Raw genomic sequence first — 15,845 nt, 5'->3', positions numbered from 1 at the left:
CGATACGCGCGGGTTGGGGCTTCAGGACGAGCAGCTCACTTCGAGCGACCCGGCCCAGTCGGGCGGCAACGCCGCGTAGGCTTCGTGTTCCGGTTGTTCGTCGAACGGCCGGCGCAGCACCTGGGCGAGCCGCTCGACTTCGGAAAAATCCTTTTCCTTCGCGCGTCGGATCGCGACTTCGGCCAGATGGTTGCGCAGCACGTATTTCGGGTTTGCGCGGTTCATCGCGGCCGCACGTGCCGCGTCGTCGCGCGTTTCCTCGGACAGCCGCGCGCGGTAGAGGTTCGCCCACGCATCGAACGCGTCGCGGTCGATGAACAGGTCGCGTACGGGCGCGTCGCGGCTCGCATCGTGCTTCGACAGCTGCGCGAGCCGGCGGAACGTCAGCGTGAAATCCGCGTGGCTCGCATGCATCGTCTCGAGCAGCTTGTTGGCGAGTTCGGCATCGTTCTCGCGTTCGAGCTCGAGGCCGAGCTTCGCGCGCATCGCGCGTTCGAGCGCGGGGCCGAACCGTTCCGGAAACTTCGCGAGCACGGCCTGTGCGTCGTCCACCGCGCGCTCGGCGCGCGCGTCGTCGTCCGCGATGCCGTGCTGCAGCCCGATCAGCGGCAGCAGTGCCTGCGCGAGGCAGTAGCAGTTCCAGTGCGCGATGCGCGGCTGCATCCGGTATGCGTAACGGCCGCTTGTATCCGAGTGGTTGCAGATGTGGTTCGCGTCGAACGCATCGACGAAGCCGAACGGGCCGTAGTCGATCGTCACGCCGAGGATCGACATGTTGTCGGTGTTCATCACGCCGTGGCAGAAGCCGACGGCCTGCCACTGCGCGACGAGATCGGCGGTGCGCAGCGTCGCGGCTTCGAGCAGCGCGAGATACGGATCGTCCGCGTCGCGGCATGCCGGATAGAAGCGGTCGATCACGTGATCGGCGAGCTGGCGCAGCAGGTCGGGGCGATCGTTCGAGAAGAAGTGCTCGAAGTGGCCGAAGCGCACGAAGCTCTCCGACACGCGCGTGACGACGGCCGACGTCTCGATCTCCTCGCGGACCACCGGCTGGTCGGAGCCGATCACCGTCAGCGCGCGCGTGGTCGGGATGCCGAGGTGATGCATCGCCTCCGAGCACAGGAACTCGCGGATCGACGAGCGCAGCACCGCGCGGCCGTCGCCCATCCGCGAATACGGCGTGCGGCCGCTGCCTTTCAGTTGCAGCTCGTAGCGGCGGCCGTCGGTGCCGGTGCGCTCGCCGATCGTCAGCGCGCGGCCGTCGCCGAGCTGGCCGGCCCACACACCGAACTGGTGGCCGGAATACACCGATGCGTACGGCATCGCGCCCGCGGGCCAGTCGCGCGTCGGGTTGCCGGCGAACAGCTCGGCGAACGCGGGTTGCGCGGCGATGGATGGCGGCAGGTCGAGCAGCTGCGCGACTTCGCCGGAAAAGCCGACGACGTACGGCGCGGCAAGCGGCGCGGCCGGCAGCCGCGTATGAAACGCGTCGCCGAGCTGCACGAACGCGCCGTCGGCAGGCGCGCCGAGCGTGGCGGCGAGGTCGGGGAGGGTGTCAGCCGTATCGGCTGCGCTTCGGGAAAACGACATGTTGAGCGCCTCTGGGTAAGCCGATATTGTAAGGCGGCGCCGCGCCGCCCGCATGACGGCCCGCGCACCGTGCGCCACGCCTGTCCGGGCCGCTGACGGGCGCACGCCGGTTCGAGGCGCTTCACCGATTCGCGTCCTTCAGGGAGAACAAGACGATGGGTAAGCCGTTGCTGGGCCAGATGATGGACGTGCCGTTGCTGGTGTCCTCGCTGATTACGCATGCCGCGCGGCACGCCGGCGATACGGAGATCGTGTCGAAGCGCGTGGAAGGCGACCTGCATCGCTACACGTATCGCGATTGCGAACGCCGCGCGAAGCAGCTTGCGCAGGCGCTCGCGCGGCTCGGCATCGAAACCGGTGACCGCGTCGGCACGCTGGCGTGGAACGGCTACCGGCATCTGGAAGCGTATTACGGGATCGGCGGAATGGGCGCGGTGTGCCACATGATCAACCCGCGCCTGTTCCCCGAGCAGATCGCGTACATCGTCAATCACGCGGAAGACCGCTACGTCCTCTTCGACATCAATTTCGCGCCGCTCGTCGACGCGATCGCGCCGCAGTGTCCGCACGTGAAAGGCTGGATCGCGATGACGGATGCGGCGCACCTGCCGTCCGGCGCGACGCCGTTCCTCTGCTACGAAACGCTCGTCGAAGCCGAGGACGGCCGTTACGACTGGCCGCATCTCGACGAACAGCAGGCGTCGGGGCTGTGCTACACGTCGGGCACGACCGGCAATCCGAAAGGCGTGCTGTATTCGAATCGCTCGACCGTGCTGCACGCGTACGGCGCCGCGCTGCCCGACGCGATGAACCTGTCCGCGATGGACGCCGTGCTGCCCGTCGTGCCGATGTTCCACGTCAACGCGTGGGGGCTGCCGTACGCGGTGCCGCTCACGGGCGGCAAGCTCGTGCTGCCCGGCAAGGATCTCGACGGGAAATCGCTGTACGAGCTGATGGAGGCCGAGCGCGTGACGTTTTCCGCGGGCGTGCCGACCGTGTGGCTCGGCCTGCTGAACTACATGCGCGAAGCCGGCGTGCGTTTCTCGACGCTGAACCGCACGGTGATCGGCGGCTCCGCGTGTCCGCCCGCGATGCTGCGCACGTTCGAGGACGAATACGGCGTGCGCGTGATCCATGCGTGGGGCATGACCGAGCTGTCGCCGCTCGGCACGCTCGCGAAGCTCAACTGGGCGCAGTCGCAGCGGCCGCTCGACGCGCAGCGCCGGCTGCTCGAGAAGCAGGGGCGCGTGATCTGCGGCGTCGACATGCGGATCGTCGGCGAGGACGGTCATGAACTGCCGTGGGACGGCGTCGCGTTCGGCGAACTGCAGGTGCGCGGGCCGTGGGTGATCGACCACTACTTCCGCGGCGATGCGTCGCCACTGTCGGACGGCTGGTTCCCGACCGGCGACGTCGCGACGATCGACCCCGATGGCTTCCTGCAGATCACCGACCGCAGCAAGGACGTGATCAAGTCGGGCGGCGAGTGGATCAGCTCGATCGATATCGAAAACGTCGCGATCGCGCACCCGGGCGTGGCCGAAGCCGCCTGCATCGCGTGCGCGCACCCGAAATGGACCGAGCGCCCGCTGCTCGTCGTGGTGCCGCGCGAAGGCGCGAACCTGAGCCGCGACGCGCTGCTCGCGTTCTACGAAGGCAAGGTCGCGAAATGGTGGATTCCCGACGACGTCGTGTTCGTCGAATCGCTGCCGCACACCGCGACCGGCAAGCTGCAGAAGCTGAAACTGCGCGAGACGTTCCGCGATTACGTGTTGCCGACGGCGGTGGGCGAGCCGTAACGCCCGCGATCCGGTCGCCCGATCCGTCCCCGGATCGGGATAAAAATTCAAATTGAACGACCGTGCTTTTTCGTTGTATGCTGCCTGCGTTCGATCCGGACATGCGGCTGTTCGACCGCGCACAATGAAGCGCAGCCACCCCGGCGCGCGATGCATGGAGGCAGGCAGATGGCAGTGGATTACTCGACTCGCGACGGCGTGGCCGTCCTTACGCTCAACAATCCGCCCGTCAACGGGCTCGGCCTGTCGACCCGGCTCGGCATCATGGACGCGCTCGAGCGCGCCGCGCAGGATCCGTCGGTCACGGCGATCGTGCTGACGGGTGCCGGCCGCGCGTTCTCGGGCGGTGCCGACATCACCGAATTCAGCACGCCGAAGGCGCTGCAGGAGCCGACGCTGCACACCGTGATCCGCGCGGTGGAGGCGAGCGCGAAGCCTGTCGTCGCGGCGCTGCACAGCGTTGTGATGGGCGGCGGCCTCGAGCTCGCGCTCGGTGCGCACTATCGCGTCGCGGCGCCCGGCGCGCAGGTCGCGCTGCCCGAAGTGAAGCTCGGCCTGCTGCCGGGCGCGGGCGGCACGCAGCGTCTGCCGCGCGCGGTGGGGCTCGAAACCGCGCTGAACATGATCGTGTCGGGCGCGCCCGTGCCGTCGGAACAGCTGGCGAAGAGCGGGCTGTTCGACGACATGGCCGACGGCGACCTGCTCGACGCGGCCGTCGCGTTCGCACGCAAGGTCGGCGCACAGAAGGGGCCGCATCCGCGCGTGCGCGATCGCAAGATCGTCCACGCGAACGCCGCGGGCTTCATCCAGTTCGCGCGCAATTCCGCGCAGGCCGCCGCGCCGAATTTCCCCGCGCCGCACAAGTGCATCGATGCGATCGAGGCCGGCGTGCTGAACGGCTTCGACAAGGGCAGCGTCGCCGAGCGCGAAGGTTTCGTCGCGCTGATGATGACGCCGGAAAGCCGCGCGCTGCGCCATGCGTTCTTCGGCGAGCGCGCGGCGAGCAAGATTCCCGACGTGCCGGCCGATACGCCGCTGCGCGAGATCCGCCGTGTCGGCGTGATCGGCGCGGGCACGATGGGCGGCGGGATCGCGATGAACTTCGTCAACGCGGGCTTGCCCGTCACGCTGCTCGAGACGAAACAGGAAGCGCTCGAGCGCGGTGTCGCGACGATCCGCAAGAACTACGACGCGCAGGTGAAGAAGGGCAAGCTCACGCAGGAGAAGCTCGACGCGCGCATGGCGCTGATCACGCCGACGCTGTCCTACGACGACCTGAAGGAGGCGGACCTGATCGTCGAGGCCGTGTTCGAGGAACTCGGCGTGAAGGAACAGGTGTTCCGCAAACTCGACGAAGTCGCGAAGCCGGGCGCGATCCTCGCGTCCAACACGTCGACGCTCGACGTCGACAAGATCGCGGCGTTCACGAAGCGTCCGCAGGACGTCGTCGGCATGCACTTCTTCAGCCCGGCGAACGTGATGAAGCTGCTCGAGGTCGTGCGCGGCGCGCAGACCGCGAAGGACGTGCTCGCGACCGTGATGGCGGTGGCGAAGAAGATCCGCAAGACGGCGGTCGTGTCGGGCGTGTGCGACGGCTTCATCGGCAACCGGATGATTGAGCAGTACATCCGCCAGGCACTCTTCATGCTCGAGGAAGGCGCGCTGCCCGCGCAGGTCGATCGCGCGATCGAGAAGTTCGGTTTCGCGATGGGGCCGTTCCGGATGAGCGACCTCGCCGGCAACGACATCGGCTGGGCGATCCGCAAGCGTCGTTACGTCGAGAAGCCCGATCTGCAGTATTCGAAGATCGCCGACCGCCTGTGCGAGCAGGGCCGCTTCGGCCAGAAGACGGGCGCCGGCTGGTACGACTACGTGCCGGGCGAGCGCAAGGCGAAACCGTCGTCGCTCGTCGACGAGATGGTCGTCGCGTATTCGAAGGAGCGCGGCGTCGAGCGGCGCAAGATTGGCGACGACGAGATCGTCGAGCGGCTGGTGTTCGCGCTCGTCAACGAAGGCGCGAAGATCCTTGAAGAGAAGATCGCATCGAAGGCGTCCGACATCGACATGGTCTATCTGACCGGTTATGGCTTCCCGTTGTGGCGCGGCGGCCCGATGCTGTACGCGGACGTGGTCGGCCTGTACAACGTCGAGCGCGCGATTCGCCGCTACGCGGCCGCGCCGAACGGCGACGCGTGGCAGCTCGCGCCGTCGATCGCCGAGCTTGCGAAGGCCGGCCGCGGGTTCAACGGCTGACGATGCCGCATGGCGGCGCTGCAAGGAGAAACGCAATGAAACGCACCGACGACGTGTTGCTCGTGATCGACGTGCAATACGACTTCATGCCGGGCGGCGCGCTCGCGGTGCCGGACGGCGACGCGGTCGTGCCGGTGATCAACGCGCTCGCGCGACGCTTCGACCAGGTCGTGCTGACGCAGGACTGGCACCCGCGCGACCACGTGTCGTTCGCGGCGAACCATCCGGGCCGCGAACCGTTCTCCACGCTCGCGCTGCCGTACGGCGAGCAGGTGCTGTGGCCCGTGCACTGCGTGCGGGACACCGACGGCGCGGCGCTGCATCGCGACCTCGACATCCCGCAGGCGCGGCTCGTGATCCGCAAGGGCGGCGACGCGCAGGTCGACAGTTATTCCGCGTTCGTCGAGGCCGACCGCACGACACGCACGGGGCTCGCGGGCTATCTGCGCGAACTCGGCGCGAAGCGCGTGTGGTGCTGCGGGCTCGCGACCGACTATTGCGTCGCGTGGTCGGCGCTCGATGCGCGCGCGGCCGGTTTCGAAGCCGCGGTGATCAACGATGCGTGCCGCGCCATCGACCTGAACGGGTCGCTCGCGCACGCATGGCAGCAGATGCAGGCAGCGGGCGTCGCGCATGCGACGTCCGCGGGCGCGCGCCCGGCGGCGTAGCGCATTCCCCATCCGATTCAGGACATGAAGCAGGACCGAAGGAGACTCGCATGACCGAAGCCGTAATCGTATCGACCGCACGCACGCCGCTGGCGAAATCCTGGCGCGGCGCATTCAACATGACGCATGGGGCGACGCTCGGCGGCCACGTGGTCGCGGCCGCGCTCGAACGCGCGAAGCTCGATCCCGCGCGCGTCGAGGACGTGATCATGGGCTGCGCGAACCCCGAAGGCGCGACCGGCGCCAACATCGCGCGGCAGATCGCGCTGCGCGCGGGGCTGCCCGTCACCGTGCCGGGGATGACGGTGAACCGTTTCTGCTCGTCGGGGCTGCAGACCATCGCGCTCGCCGCGCAGCGGATCATCGCGGGCGAAGGCGACGTGTATGTCGCGGGCGGCGTCGAATCGATCTCGTGCGTGCAGAACGAGATGAACCGGCACATGATCCAGGAAGGCTGGCTCGTCGAGCACAAGCCCGAGATCTACTGGAACATGCTGCAGACGGCCGAGAACGTCGCGAAGCGCTACGGGATCGCGAAGGAACGGCAGGACGAGTACGGCGTGCAGTCGCAGCTGCGCGCCGCGGCCGCCCAGGAAGCCGGTCTCTTTCGTGACGAGATCGTGCCGATCACCGTGCTCGCGGGTATCGCCGACAAGGCGACGGGCCGCCTGTTCACGAAGGAAGTAACGGTCTCGGCCGACGAAGGCATTCGCCCGGACACGACGCTCGAAGGCGTGTCGAAGATCCGTTCGGCCGTACCGGGCGGCGTGATCACCGCCGGCAACGCGAGCCAGTTCTCGGACGGCGCGTCGGCCTGCGTCGTGATGAACGCCGAGGTCGCGCAGCGCGAAGGGCTGCAGCCGCTGGGCGTGTTCCGCGGCTTCGCGGTGGCCGGCTGCGAGCCGGACGAGATGGGCATCGGCCCCGTGTTCGCGGTGCCCAAGCTGCTGAAGCAGGCGGGGCTGAAGGTCGACGACATCGGCTTGTGGGAACTGAACGAGGCGTTCGCGGTGCAGGTGCTGTACTGCCGCGATACGCTCGGGATTCCTGAGGATCGCCTGAACGTGAACGGCGGCGCGATCGCGGTCGGCCATCCGTACGGCGTGTCGGGCGCGCGCCTGACGGGCCATGCGTTGATCGAAGGCAAGCGGCGCGGCGTGAAGTACGTGGTCGTCACGATGTGCATCGGCGGCGGGCAGGGGGCGGCCGGCCTGTTCGAAATCCTCTGATTTTTGACCGGTGGCGGCCGCGGCTTCGGTTCGGCGAAGCAGGCGGCCGCGACGCGAATCGGCGCGGCAAGGCCGCCATTCGGAACGACCGGGAAGCAAAAGGCATGCGCCCGGCAATGCCGTTTCCCCTTACTTGTCAAACAAATTGCCCCACCTATACTTGCTCTGACATTTGCCTTTCGGCACGATGGGCCGGATCGTGCGTTGCGCGATCCGTGCCGCGAAGGTTCGAACCAACGCAGCAGACCGACCGGGGACCGAATGAGTACGACCTATGCAGCCGGGGGGGAACCGCCGCGCGTCGTCAGCGCGGCCGCGAGGCTCTACGCGAAATGCCTGCTGGTCGGATTCGCGTTGCTGCCTGCGTATCTGATCGCCTATCTGTGGTTCTTCAGCGACCCGCACGTCGTGTTCGAGAGCCACATTTTCCATGAAATCGCGATCGCGGCCGCGACCCTCGAGGGCGCTTTCGTCACCTATGTGACGTGGGTGTGCTACCGGTCGTCCGGCGAGCCGCTGCTGCGCTGGCTTACACTCGGCTTTCTCGGCTTCGCGATGATCTATGCGCTGCACGGTGCGTTCACCGGGATGGCGCATCACAATATCTGGCTGTTCCTGCTGTACGGGCCCGCGTCGCGGCTCGTGATGTCGATCCTGCTGCTCACGGGCCTGATGTCGTATTCGCGTCCGCCCGATCGCTTCGACAGGCGCACCAGCGTGCGGACGTGGCTGCCGTGGATCGTGTTCTTCGTGATCGTCAACGTGGCCGTCGCGTACATCGCGTATTCGCCGGTCGCGGGCGCGCTGGGCACGCGGCTGTCGATGGAAGGCGGCGCGCTCGTGTTCTCGCTGCTGAACGTCGGCGTGCTGCTCGCGCGGAGGATCCGCTCGCCGCTGATGGTGATCTACGGCGTGTCGATCATGGCGTTCGCGCTGTCGTCGCTCGCATTCATTCTCGGCAAGCCGTGGAATCACATGTGGTGGCTCGCGCACGCGATTTTCGCGGGCGGGTTCTTCCTGCTCAGCTACGGCGTCGTGCAGGCGTTGCAGACGACCCGCTCGTTCTCGGCGATCTACAGCCAGGAAGACCTGATGAGCCGGCTGTCGGAATCGATGGCGCGCACCGAGAGCGCGCTGCAGGAACTGCGGCGCACGAACCAGAAGCTCGAGTACATGGCCGCGACCGATCCGATGACGGGCGCGTCGAACCGCCGGCAGTTCATCGCGCAGGTCGAGCGCGAGATGGTGCGGGCCGAGCGCGACGGCACGCCGTTTTGCCTGCTCGCGCTCGATCTCGACAATTTCAAGAACATCAACGATGCGTACGGGCACCAGATCGGCGACGAGGTGCTGCGCGGCGTCGTACGCCAGTGCCTCGAGGCGATCCGGCCGGCGGGCGGCCTCGCGCGGGTCGGCGGCGAGGAGTTCATGGCGCTGCTGCCGGAGATGCCGCTCGAAGGTGCGCGCATGACGGCCGAGCGCGTGCGCTCGTCGATCGCGAGTTCGCCGTTCGGGCTCGATTTCAAGCGCGTGCAGGTGACGGTCAGCGTCGGCGTCGCGCAATACGGGGTCGACGGCAGCACGGTCGACTCGTTGCTGCGCGTGGTCGACGAGCGGCTGTACCAGGCGAAGCGGGAAGGGCGGAACCGGGTCGTGTCGCGGTGACGCGTTGACGCATCAGCGGCCGGGACGGGCCGCGCACGGCCCGTCGAAATCGGCTGCCTACGACGCGAGCAGCGGCGGAATCGCCGCAAGCACCGCATCGATCGCCACTCTCAGCTTGTGCGGCAGGAACCGCGTCGCGGGCCACACCACATGCATCGGCGTGCCGGGCGACGACACGTGTTCCAGCACGCGCACCAGCGCCCCCGTGCGCAACGCATCGCGCACGAGCCATTCGGGCACGTGAACCAGCCCCGCGCCGCGCATGGCGGCCGCGATCAGGCTGTCGATGTCGTCGAAGCCGAGCCGGTAGTGCAGCGCGGGCTGCACGATGCGGCCGTCCGGCCCTGCCAGCGTCCACGGATTCGCGCGGCCGCCGCGCAGGTAAACGATGCAGCGATGAGCGGCGAGTTCGTTCGTATCGCGCGGCGTGCCCCGCGTGCTCAGATACGCGGGCGACGCACAGACCGCCATCGATTGCACGCCGAGCGGGCGGGCGATCAGCGTATCGCTGTCGGGCAGCGCGCCGCTGCGAATGGCGAGATCGATGCCTTCATCCGCAAAATCGACCACGCGATCGGTGAAATGCCCTTCGACCTGCAGTTGCGGATGCTGCTCCGCCAGATCGAGCAGCAGCGGCGTCACGTGGTGGCGGCCGAACACGACGGGCGCGCTCACGCGAATCCGCCCGGTTGCCTCGCCGCGGCCGGCTTCGAGCATGTGCTGCGCGGCATCGAGCGCCTCCAGCGCCTGCGCGCATTGCTCGTAGAACGCGTGGCCGTCGTCGGTCAACGCGAGACTGCGCGTGGTTCGCACGAACAGCCGCGTCCCGAGCCGCGCTTCGAGCCGGCCGATCGCCTTGCCGACCGCCGAGCGCGTCTGTCCGAGCCGGGCGGCCGCCTGCGCGAAGCTGCCGGCGTCGACCGCCGCGACGAATGCACTGATACCGGCCAGCCTGTCGTGCGAGATTGGTTCCATCTTGTCTACTATAGGTCGATAAATTAGCGTCACATGGCGATTGCGGGAATCATTATCCTGCCAACTCCTCTGTTTTCGTTATCGGAGTCGCCATGTCGTCACTCATGCATCGCTGGCAATCGCCGGCTTTCGGCCGTCAACACCTGCAACTCGCGGCCGTACCGATTCCGACGCCGGGCCCGCGCGACGTGCTGGTGCGCGTGGATGCGGTCGCGCTGAACTATCGCGACCTGCTGGTGTTGCGCGACGGGATGGGGATGGCCGTGCCGTTCCCGCTGGTGCCCGGTTCGGACATGCGCGGCGAGGTTGTCGCGACAGGGGCCGACGTGACGGACTTCGCGCCGGGCGACGCGGTGATCAGCACGTTCTTCACCGGTTGGCAGGACGGCCTCCAGCCGCGCGGCAGCGTGCCGCTCGGCGTGCCGGGGCCGGGGATGCTGTCCGAGTACGTGGTGCTCGGCGCCGATTCGCTGGTGGCCGCGCCGCGCACGCTCGACGCCGCGCAGGCCAGCACGCTCACCTGTGCAGGGTTGACCGCGTGGTATGCACTTGCCGACGCATCGACGACACGGCCGGGCGATACGGTGGTCGTGATCGGTACGGGCGGTGTGGCATTGTTCGCCGTGCAGATCGCCCATGCGCAGGGGGCGCGCGTGATCGTCGTGTCGGGCAGCGACGAGAAGCTCGAGCGCGCGAAACGGCTCGGCGCGCACGACGGGATCAACCGCACGCGCACGTCGGACTGGGCAGCCGAAGTGCGCGCGCTGACCGGCGGGCGCGGCGCCGATCACGTGCTGGAACTCGCGGGCGCGGACAATTTCGGGCGTTCGCTGTCGTCGCTCGTGCAGGGCGGCCGCGTGTCGGTGATCGGCAATCTGGGTGGTGATGCGCTGACGACGTCCGTGTATCCGCTGCTGACGGGGCGTGCGACCGTGCAGGGGATCGGCGTCGCACACCGGCGCGCGCTCGAGGATCTCGTGCGCGCGGTGGACTGGCTGAAGCTGAAGCCGGTGGTCGAGCGCGAGTATGGGTTCGACGCGCTACCGGCCGCGCTCGACCACCTCGAACGCGGCGCGTTCGGCAAGGTGGTCGTGCGGATGCGTTGAGCGGTTTCGTACGCACTGAAGCCCCGAGGCGAGGCGCCCCGGGGCTTTTGCATTTTCCGCGCGCGAGGCGCTATCGCGACGCGACGGCCGCCGCCGCGTTTGTCGGCCGCACATCCTGCATGCGCTGCGACGCCTGCCACCAGTACTTGCCCGCGCGCTGCTGCGGATCGCGGATCGCGAGATACGTCGTACTCCACAGCTGCGCCGCGTTGGCTTCGGTGGCGTCCGCGCTGCGCGTGCCGAACGCATCGGTCTGGTACTGCCCGTTCACATAGGACCACGTCCACATCTCCGACGTGCGCATGTCGCGTCCGTTCGAGATCACCTGCCAGATCGTCTGCCGTGCCTGCGTGAGCAACGCGCGGGTCGTGGCCGACAGGTCCTGGCGCGCGAGCTGGCGATCGAGCCCGGCCACCCACATCGCCTGCTGCCACGACCAGATCACCGTGCCGTGATACGCGGAGCTCGTGAACTTCGGCCACAGCGACGAGTTCGCATACGCCGGGTTCGCGATCAACATCCCCGCATCGGTCACGAGCCCGGCCGGGAACGGTCGCGTGACGTCGGTGACGATCCGCTGGAGCTGGTCGTCCGGCGGCGTGCCGAACAGCAGCGCGAAGCCGCCGTCGGAATTCATCACCGGAACCGGATTGCCCTGCTGATCGAGCGACAGCGCGTAGAACGACAGCGGTGCCCCGGGCGCGGCGCCGGCCGGCACACCGGCGGACGGCGCATAGGCCGACACGTCGGTGGCCGCCTGCGCGGCCGGCACGCTGACCTGGAACAGCGGCGGCGCCTGCGTTTCCCACGTGGCAGCCTGGTTCGCCGTGTTGGCGAGCGTCGCGCGCTGCCCGGCATCGAGGTACGGATCGAGCAGGCCGCGCGTGAGGAACGCGCTTGCCGCGCGCAGCGCGGCCGGCACGAGCACCGCGTTTACGTCGTACGGGTACACGCCGCCGCCGAGCCCGTCGGTGCTGTCGCGCCAGTTGCCGACGATCTCGCCGGGCCGCAGGTGGATCAGGTTCGCGACCGACGGCTGCTGTGCGAACGGCTGCGCGGTCGTCGCGACGTGCAGCAGGTTGACGACCAGGCGGGCGCCGTTGGTCTGGCCGTCGCTGCCGCGCTGCGCCAGATAAGCGGCCGCGCGCGCCTGGCCACGCGTATCGTCGATCAGCCACGCGGCCGCGATCGGCGCGAGCAGGTAGTCGCTGTCGATCATCTTGTAGTCGTAGGTCGGCGTCGGATCGTTCGGCCGCCCGTTCTTCTGGTTGTCGACCAGCGCGAATTCGCCGATCCCTTCCTCGTGCGCGACCTTGCCGTCGACCGACAGGCGGCTCAGCACCGACGACAAGCCGGCCTCGATCGCCGCGGGGGCGAGCACGGGCATCAGCATGCGGACCGAGATCAGCGTGTCGCGGCCGAAGTACGTGTCGTATTGCCACGAGCCGGCCAGCAGCTTGTCGTTGAAGCTCAGGAATTCGAGCACGTTCTGGCTCACCGGATCGGGGTTCACGGACGGCGCGAGCAGCTCGGCGCGCGTGATCGGCAACAGCGGCGTCTCGCCCGACAGCGCATCGACATGCAGCCTCAGCGTGCGCGAGCCGGCCGGTGCGCTCAGCACGAGCTTGCCGCCCGCGGCCGGCGCGATGCTGCCGCCGTCGCGCAGCGTGATGCGCAGCGCATAACCGGGCGCGCCGTCGATCCGGTCGCGTTGCCATTGCGCGGCGTTGCCCTGGATCGTCGGCGCCGTGACGATCTGCTGCGGAATCGTTGCGCCGCCGTTGAAGTCGCGCAGGAAGCGCACGTTGCTGAGCACGCCCTGGCGGATCGTCAGCGTGCTGGTGTCCACCGACACGTCGGCGCCGATGCCGTACAGCGGGCGGCCGTGCGTGTCGGGCGCCGACAGCGTGGACGGCGGCGTGTCGAGGCTCCAGTTCACCGGCTGCGCGGTGTCGTCGAACCACAGCCCCGTGCCGCTGTTGCCGGCGGGGAAGACCACGAGCAGGCGCGGTTTCGTCGACGAGCGCACCAGCAGATGCGCAGCCACCTTGTCCTGCCGGTAGAACGCGTTGATCTGGCCGCCGGCGTCCATGCGGAACGACAGCGCGGCGTTGTTCGACGGTGTGCCGCTCGACTGGACGTCGTCGTCGTTGCAGGCCGCGAGCAGGGCGGCGCAGACGAACCCGAGACACAGCGACTTCGCAAGGCGATGCATGTTGATGTCCCTCCTGATGACTGGCGATTTTTATCGGAATGGTCGAGTGAACGGATCTTCTGTCCGTTTCGTTTTGTGTCGCGGGCATGTGGGTGAATGCCGGGCGTTAATCAGGTATTGATGCTTCTGCGGCAAGCGAATTGAGCGGCAAATAAACGAATGGCCGATAAATGCCGAAAACTGAAATACCAGAGGGCGTCGCCCTGCGGTGCCGCACGGGGAAAGGCAATGCGGATGGCCTTCGCGTGGGCGAACGACGGTTCGTGTACGGCGGGAGAAAACGAAACGTAAGCCGTCGTAGGGGATTCTAAATTTGCGGGAAAGTCGAAGTCAATAACGTTTTCGAGATTTTATGATATTCGATTGATATCGTCGCGCAATTATTACTCGTCGAATCGGTAAAATATGCGATTTAATGGGAGTGGGTAATGGAATCCGCTTATCAAGCGATGAAATGATTGGCAATGACGTTTCATTCGGGCAATTGATTCCGGACAGGAAACGAATCGTCGCGTTCGTGCAGGAGGTTGTCGTGCAAGCCGTGTTCCTGCGATTCAACCCGGGACGAGCGCCGTGTCGGTTTCGAAGCGTGATTCCGATAACCGAACCTATGGTCGACGGCGGCCTGAGTCGTCGAGCCGCCTCACGATGCACAGCCGAGCCGATCTGTCGGCCGAAAAGACGATCGCGCTGAAGGCGTTCAAGATGGGGCTTGATGATGCGTTTCCGATCGAGTCGGACGAACACACGTTCGCGTCGCGAGGGTGGCTCACGGTCGTTACGTCGAACAGAGGGACCAACGGGAAGGTGAAGGTCGGACGCGGGAAGAAGCCGGGCAAGAAGACCAACCGTGTTGGTCCGACGCCGGAGTAGTACCGGGCAGACGATTCGCCCGCCTTTCAGCTAACAATTTTTCCAGGAAGCCGTTTCGAGCATCGTCGATGGTGCGTTCAATGTGTCCGCTCGTGTGCTCCGGCCCTTGCTCGATCTTTACGACGGATTCGCCAGCCGGTTCGTAGCGGATCCTCGGCAAGGGCCGGTGCGGCACGATTTATGAGTTGCTAATTGCCAATCGCGACGAATGCAAAGCTTCTGTTTTGAAGGCTGCCTGAATTATTGCCGGTATTGGCCTGGCAGGAATTCTTGTTGACGAACGGGAAGGCTACGCCGTCGGAATTAGCCTGTCCTGTTTCGTTGAAGTTGTTTTGAGATCCGACAAGCCCGGGAAGTGCCGAGAATCCGGGGCTGAAGGAGATCGAATATTTGCCGGAGCTGACGTTCTCGACGGTGAAATCCCCGCTGCCGTTGAGAATGGATCCGTTTTTGTCGATGGTGCCCCAAACGATACGAGCCATTATTGCCTCCGGTGTGGTCGATGTAAAAATGTGCCATATCTGGATGGCTTGCGCCAATGCGATCAATAAATTCGGAGTGCGAAAAATCGCATATGGATCACATTGGAGTTTTGATGGTAGGTCTTGATTGTATGAAAGTAAACCGCTGGTTAAAGTGGGTTTTATCGCTTGAATATTGTGATTTTGTTCTCTTTGGAAGAATTGTTTTTTGATTTTGATTGGTCAATATATTGAAGGGAATGTGACTTCTGTTGAGTATTCTGGATGCCGTTCGAGCTGGCTCGGGCGGCTTTTTTATGGGGCGGATGCAAGGCCACGAAAAGACATATATGAACGCCGCGGATTTGCAAGCTGTTGTTTCGACAGTCTACGGTCTACTGCATCTAGCCGATGCAAGCGCGATCAGCTTTGGCCGCAATGGGCCAAGAACTGCCTGTCGCGACGGCTGCTTCCGGAAGGGATATGCCACACTGGCCTGATACGATGGCTTCGACCGAGGACATGATGATGTTTGCAATCTACGCCAAAGACATTCTGGTTGGATATTCCGCTCTAGAGCTGGGCGATCCGCCCATGGGTGTTGCGTTCGGCAAATTTGTCGCTGCTGACGCGTACGGAGAAATTCAGCACGACTGCCAGACGAACCATGGCGATCAATCGGGGCTCGCCTTGAGCGTAAAGACGCCGGCAGGAGGCTTGGTGCCATGTGCCGGGGTTGCGATCCTGGACTACTCGAATCACGTCGAGGACGGTGAACCAGCGTACGTCGAAGCGACCGTGTTAGGCATACCGTATGCCCTCTACGGCGAACTATTTCCGGAGCACGTTGCTCGCTACGAGCAACGGTTCAGCGGGAGCTGAGCGACTGCTTTTCGGCGCCGAGATTTCACCGGCGTACTTCCCCTACTGGTCGATCACGGCCCTGATGAGGGCACATCCAAGTAATTTCAGACCTGATCAGTAAGCGGCTCGGCCCGGCCGTTTCCCCGA

Annotated in this window: 12 protein-coding genes; 8 read left to right on the top strand and 4 right to left on the bottom strand. The window is 66.2% G+C overall.

The genetic code is table 11. The annotated features are described in order from the left end of the window. Positions 1-21 precede the first annotated feature (21 nt). Complete coding sequence (locus tag ACN22W_RS10630) at positions 22-1,590, bottom strand: protein adenylyltransferase SelO (RefSeq protein WP_419684109.1); 1,569 nt, start codon at positions 1,588-1,590, stop codon at positions 22-24. 155 nt (positions 1,591-1,745) lie between these two features. Between ACN22W_RS10630 and ACN22W_RS10625 the strand changes: the two genes are divergently transcribed. The 5 genes from ACN22W_RS10625 (at position 1,746) to ACN22W_RS10605 (ending at position 9,204) form a co-directional block, all read left to right on the top strand. Then, positions 1,746-3,389 (top strand): 3-(methylthio)propionyl-CoA ligase, encoded by a 1,644-nt coding sequence (locus tag ACN22W_RS10625; RefSeq protein ID WP_419684107.1) that lies wholly within the window; start codon positions 1,746-1,748, stop codon positions 3,387-3,389. Between the two features lie 168 nt (positions 3,390-3,557). Then, positions 3,558-5,642, top strand: a complete 2,085-nt coding sequence (locus tag ACN22W_RS10620; RefSeq protein ID WP_419684105.1) for a 3-hydroxyacyl-CoA dehydrogenase NAD-binding domain-containing protein — start codon at positions 3,558-3,560, stop codon at positions 5,640-5,642. Between the two features lie 35 nt (positions 5,643-5,677). Continuing rightward, positions 5,678-6,310, top strand: coding sequence for a bifunctional nicotinamidase/pyrazinamidase (gene pncA, locus ACN22W_RS10615; protein WP_048248471.1), 633 nt, complete (start codon positions 5,678-5,680; stop codon positions 6,308-6,310). Between the two features lie 50 nt (positions 6,311-6,360). Further along, positions 6,361-7,539: an acetyl-CoA C-acyltransferase gene (locus ACN22W_RS10610; protein ID WP_048248469.1), complete on the top strand. Its 1,179-nt coding sequence runs from the start codon at positions 6,361-6,363 to the stop codon at positions 7,537-7,539. Between the two features lie 261 nt (positions 7,540-7,800). Continuing rightward, positions 7,801-9,204: a GGDEF domain-containing protein gene (locus ACN22W_RS10605; RefSeq protein WP_419684102.1), complete on the top strand. Its 1,404-nt coding sequence runs from the start codon at positions 7,801-7,803 to the stop codon at positions 9,202-9,204. A gap of 57 nt (positions 9,205-9,261) precedes the next feature. On the opposite strand, the gene ACN22W_RS10600 is transcribed toward ACN22W_RS10605, so the two are convergent. Beyond that, on the bottom strand, positions 9,262-10,179 hold the full coding sequence (locus ACN22W_RS10600) for a LysR substrate-binding domain-containing protein (protein ID WP_419684100.1): 918 nt from the start codon (positions 10,177-10,179) through the stop codon (positions 9,262-9,264). Positions 10,180-10,271: 92 nt separating this feature from the next. Here ACN22W_RS10600 and ACN22W_RS10595 point away from each other — a divergent pair, with 92 nt between their 5' ends. Then, entirely contained in the window at positions 10,272-11,285 is a 1,014-nt protein-coding gene (locus tag ACN22W_RS10595) for a zinc-dependent alcohol dehydrogenase family protein (protein ID WP_419684098.1), read from the top strand. A 70-nt stretch (positions 11,286-11,355) separates the two neighbouring features. Here ACN22W_RS10595 and ACN22W_RS10590 read toward each other — a convergent pair whose 3' ends face one another. Further along, positions 11,356-13,500 (bottom strand): hypothetical protein, encoded by a 2,145-nt coding sequence (locus tag ACN22W_RS10590; RefSeq protein WP_419684096.1) that lies wholly within the window; start codon positions 13,498-13,500, stop codon positions 11,356-11,358. 648 nt (positions 13,501-14,148) lie between these two features. Here ACN22W_RS10590 and ACN22W_RS10585 point away from each other — a divergent pair. Further along, entirely contained in the window at positions 14,149-14,373 is a 225-nt protein-coding gene (locus ACN22W_RS10585) for a hypothetical protein (protein ID WP_419684094.1), read from the top strand. A 188-nt stretch (positions 14,374-14,561) separates the two neighbouring features. On the opposite strand, the gene ACN22W_RS10580 is transcribed toward ACN22W_RS10585, so the two are convergent. Beyond that, positions 14,562-14,855: a hypothetical protein gene (locus ACN22W_RS10580; protein WP_419684092.1), complete on the bottom strand. Its 294-nt coding sequence runs from the start codon at positions 14,853-14,855 to the stop codon at positions 14,562-14,564. Positions 14,856-15,338: 483 nt separating this feature from the next. Here ACN22W_RS10580 and ACN22W_RS10575 point away from each other — a divergent pair, with 483 nt between their 5' ends. Next, the gene (locus tag ACN22W_RS10575; RefSeq protein WP_419684090.1) at positions 15,339-15,716 is read left to right on the top strand and encodes a hypothetical protein; all 378 of its coding nucleotides are present in this window, start codon (positions 15,339-15,341) and stop codon (positions 15,714-15,716) included. The last annotated feature ends 129 nt before the right edge of the window (positions 15,717-15,845 follow it).

It is taken from the genome of Burkholderia theae (assembly GCF_048565265.1).
GTDB lineage: Bacteria > Pseudomonadota > Gammaproteobacteria > Burkholderiales > Burkholderiaceae > Burkholderia > Burkholderia theae.
Note: the sequence above shows the minus strand (reverse complement) of the source record. Positions and strands in the feature narration are given on the sequence as shown.

What these genes read in the sequence shown, in the direction of transcription:
- ACN22W_RS10585 (WP_419684094.1), top strand. Translation starts at nt 14,149, where the DNA reads ATGCACAGCCGAGCCGATCTGTCGGCCGAAAAGACGATCGCGCTGAAG.
- ACN22W_RS10610 (WP_048248469.1), top strand. Translation starts at nt 6,361, where the DNA reads ATGACCGAAGCCGTAATCGTATCGACCGCACGCACGCCGCTGGCGAAA.
- ACN22W_RS10600 (WP_419684100.1), bottom strand. Translation starts at nt 10,179, where the DNA reads ATGGAACCAATCTCGCACGACAGGCTGGCCGGTATCAGTGCATTCGTC.
- ACN22W_RS10575 (WP_419684090.1), top strand. Translation starts at nt 15,339, where the DNA reads ATGGCTTCGACCGAGGACATGATGATGTTTGCAATCTACGCCAAAGAC.
- ACN22W_RS10630 (WP_419684109.1), bottom strand. Translation starts at nt 1,590, where the DNA reads ATGTCGTTTTCCCGAAGCGCAGCCGATACGGCTGACACCCTCCCCGAC.
- ACN22W_RS10620 (WP_419684105.1), top strand. Translation starts at nt 3,558, where the DNA reads ATGGCAGTGGATTACTCGACTCGCGACGGCGTGGCCGTCCTTACGCTC.
- ACN22W_RS10625 (WP_419684107.1), top strand. Translation starts at nt 1,746, where the DNA reads ATGGGTAAGCCGTTGCTGGGCCAGATGATGGACGTGCCGTTGCTGGTG.
- pncA (WP_048248471.1), top strand. Translation starts at nt 5,678, where the DNA reads ATGAAACGCACCGACGACGTGTTGCTCGTGATCGACGTGCAATACGAC.
- ACN22W_RS10605 (WP_419684102.1), top strand. Translation starts at nt 7,801, where the DNA reads ATGAGTACGACCTATGCAGCCGGGGGGGAACCGCCGCGCGTCGTCAGC.
- ACN22W_RS10580 (WP_419684092.1), bottom strand. Translation starts at nt 14,855, where the DNA reads ATGGCTCGTATCGTTTGGGGCACCATCGACAAAAACGGATCCATTCTC.
- ACN22W_RS10590 (WP_419684096.1), bottom strand. Translation starts at nt 13,500, where the DNA reads ATGCATCGCCTTGCGAAGTCGCTGTGTCTCGGGTTCGTCTGCGCCGCC.
- ACN22W_RS10595 (WP_419684098.1), top strand. Translation starts at nt 10,272, where the DNA reads ATGTCGTCACTCATGCATCGCTGGCAATCGCCGGCTTTCGGCCGTCAA.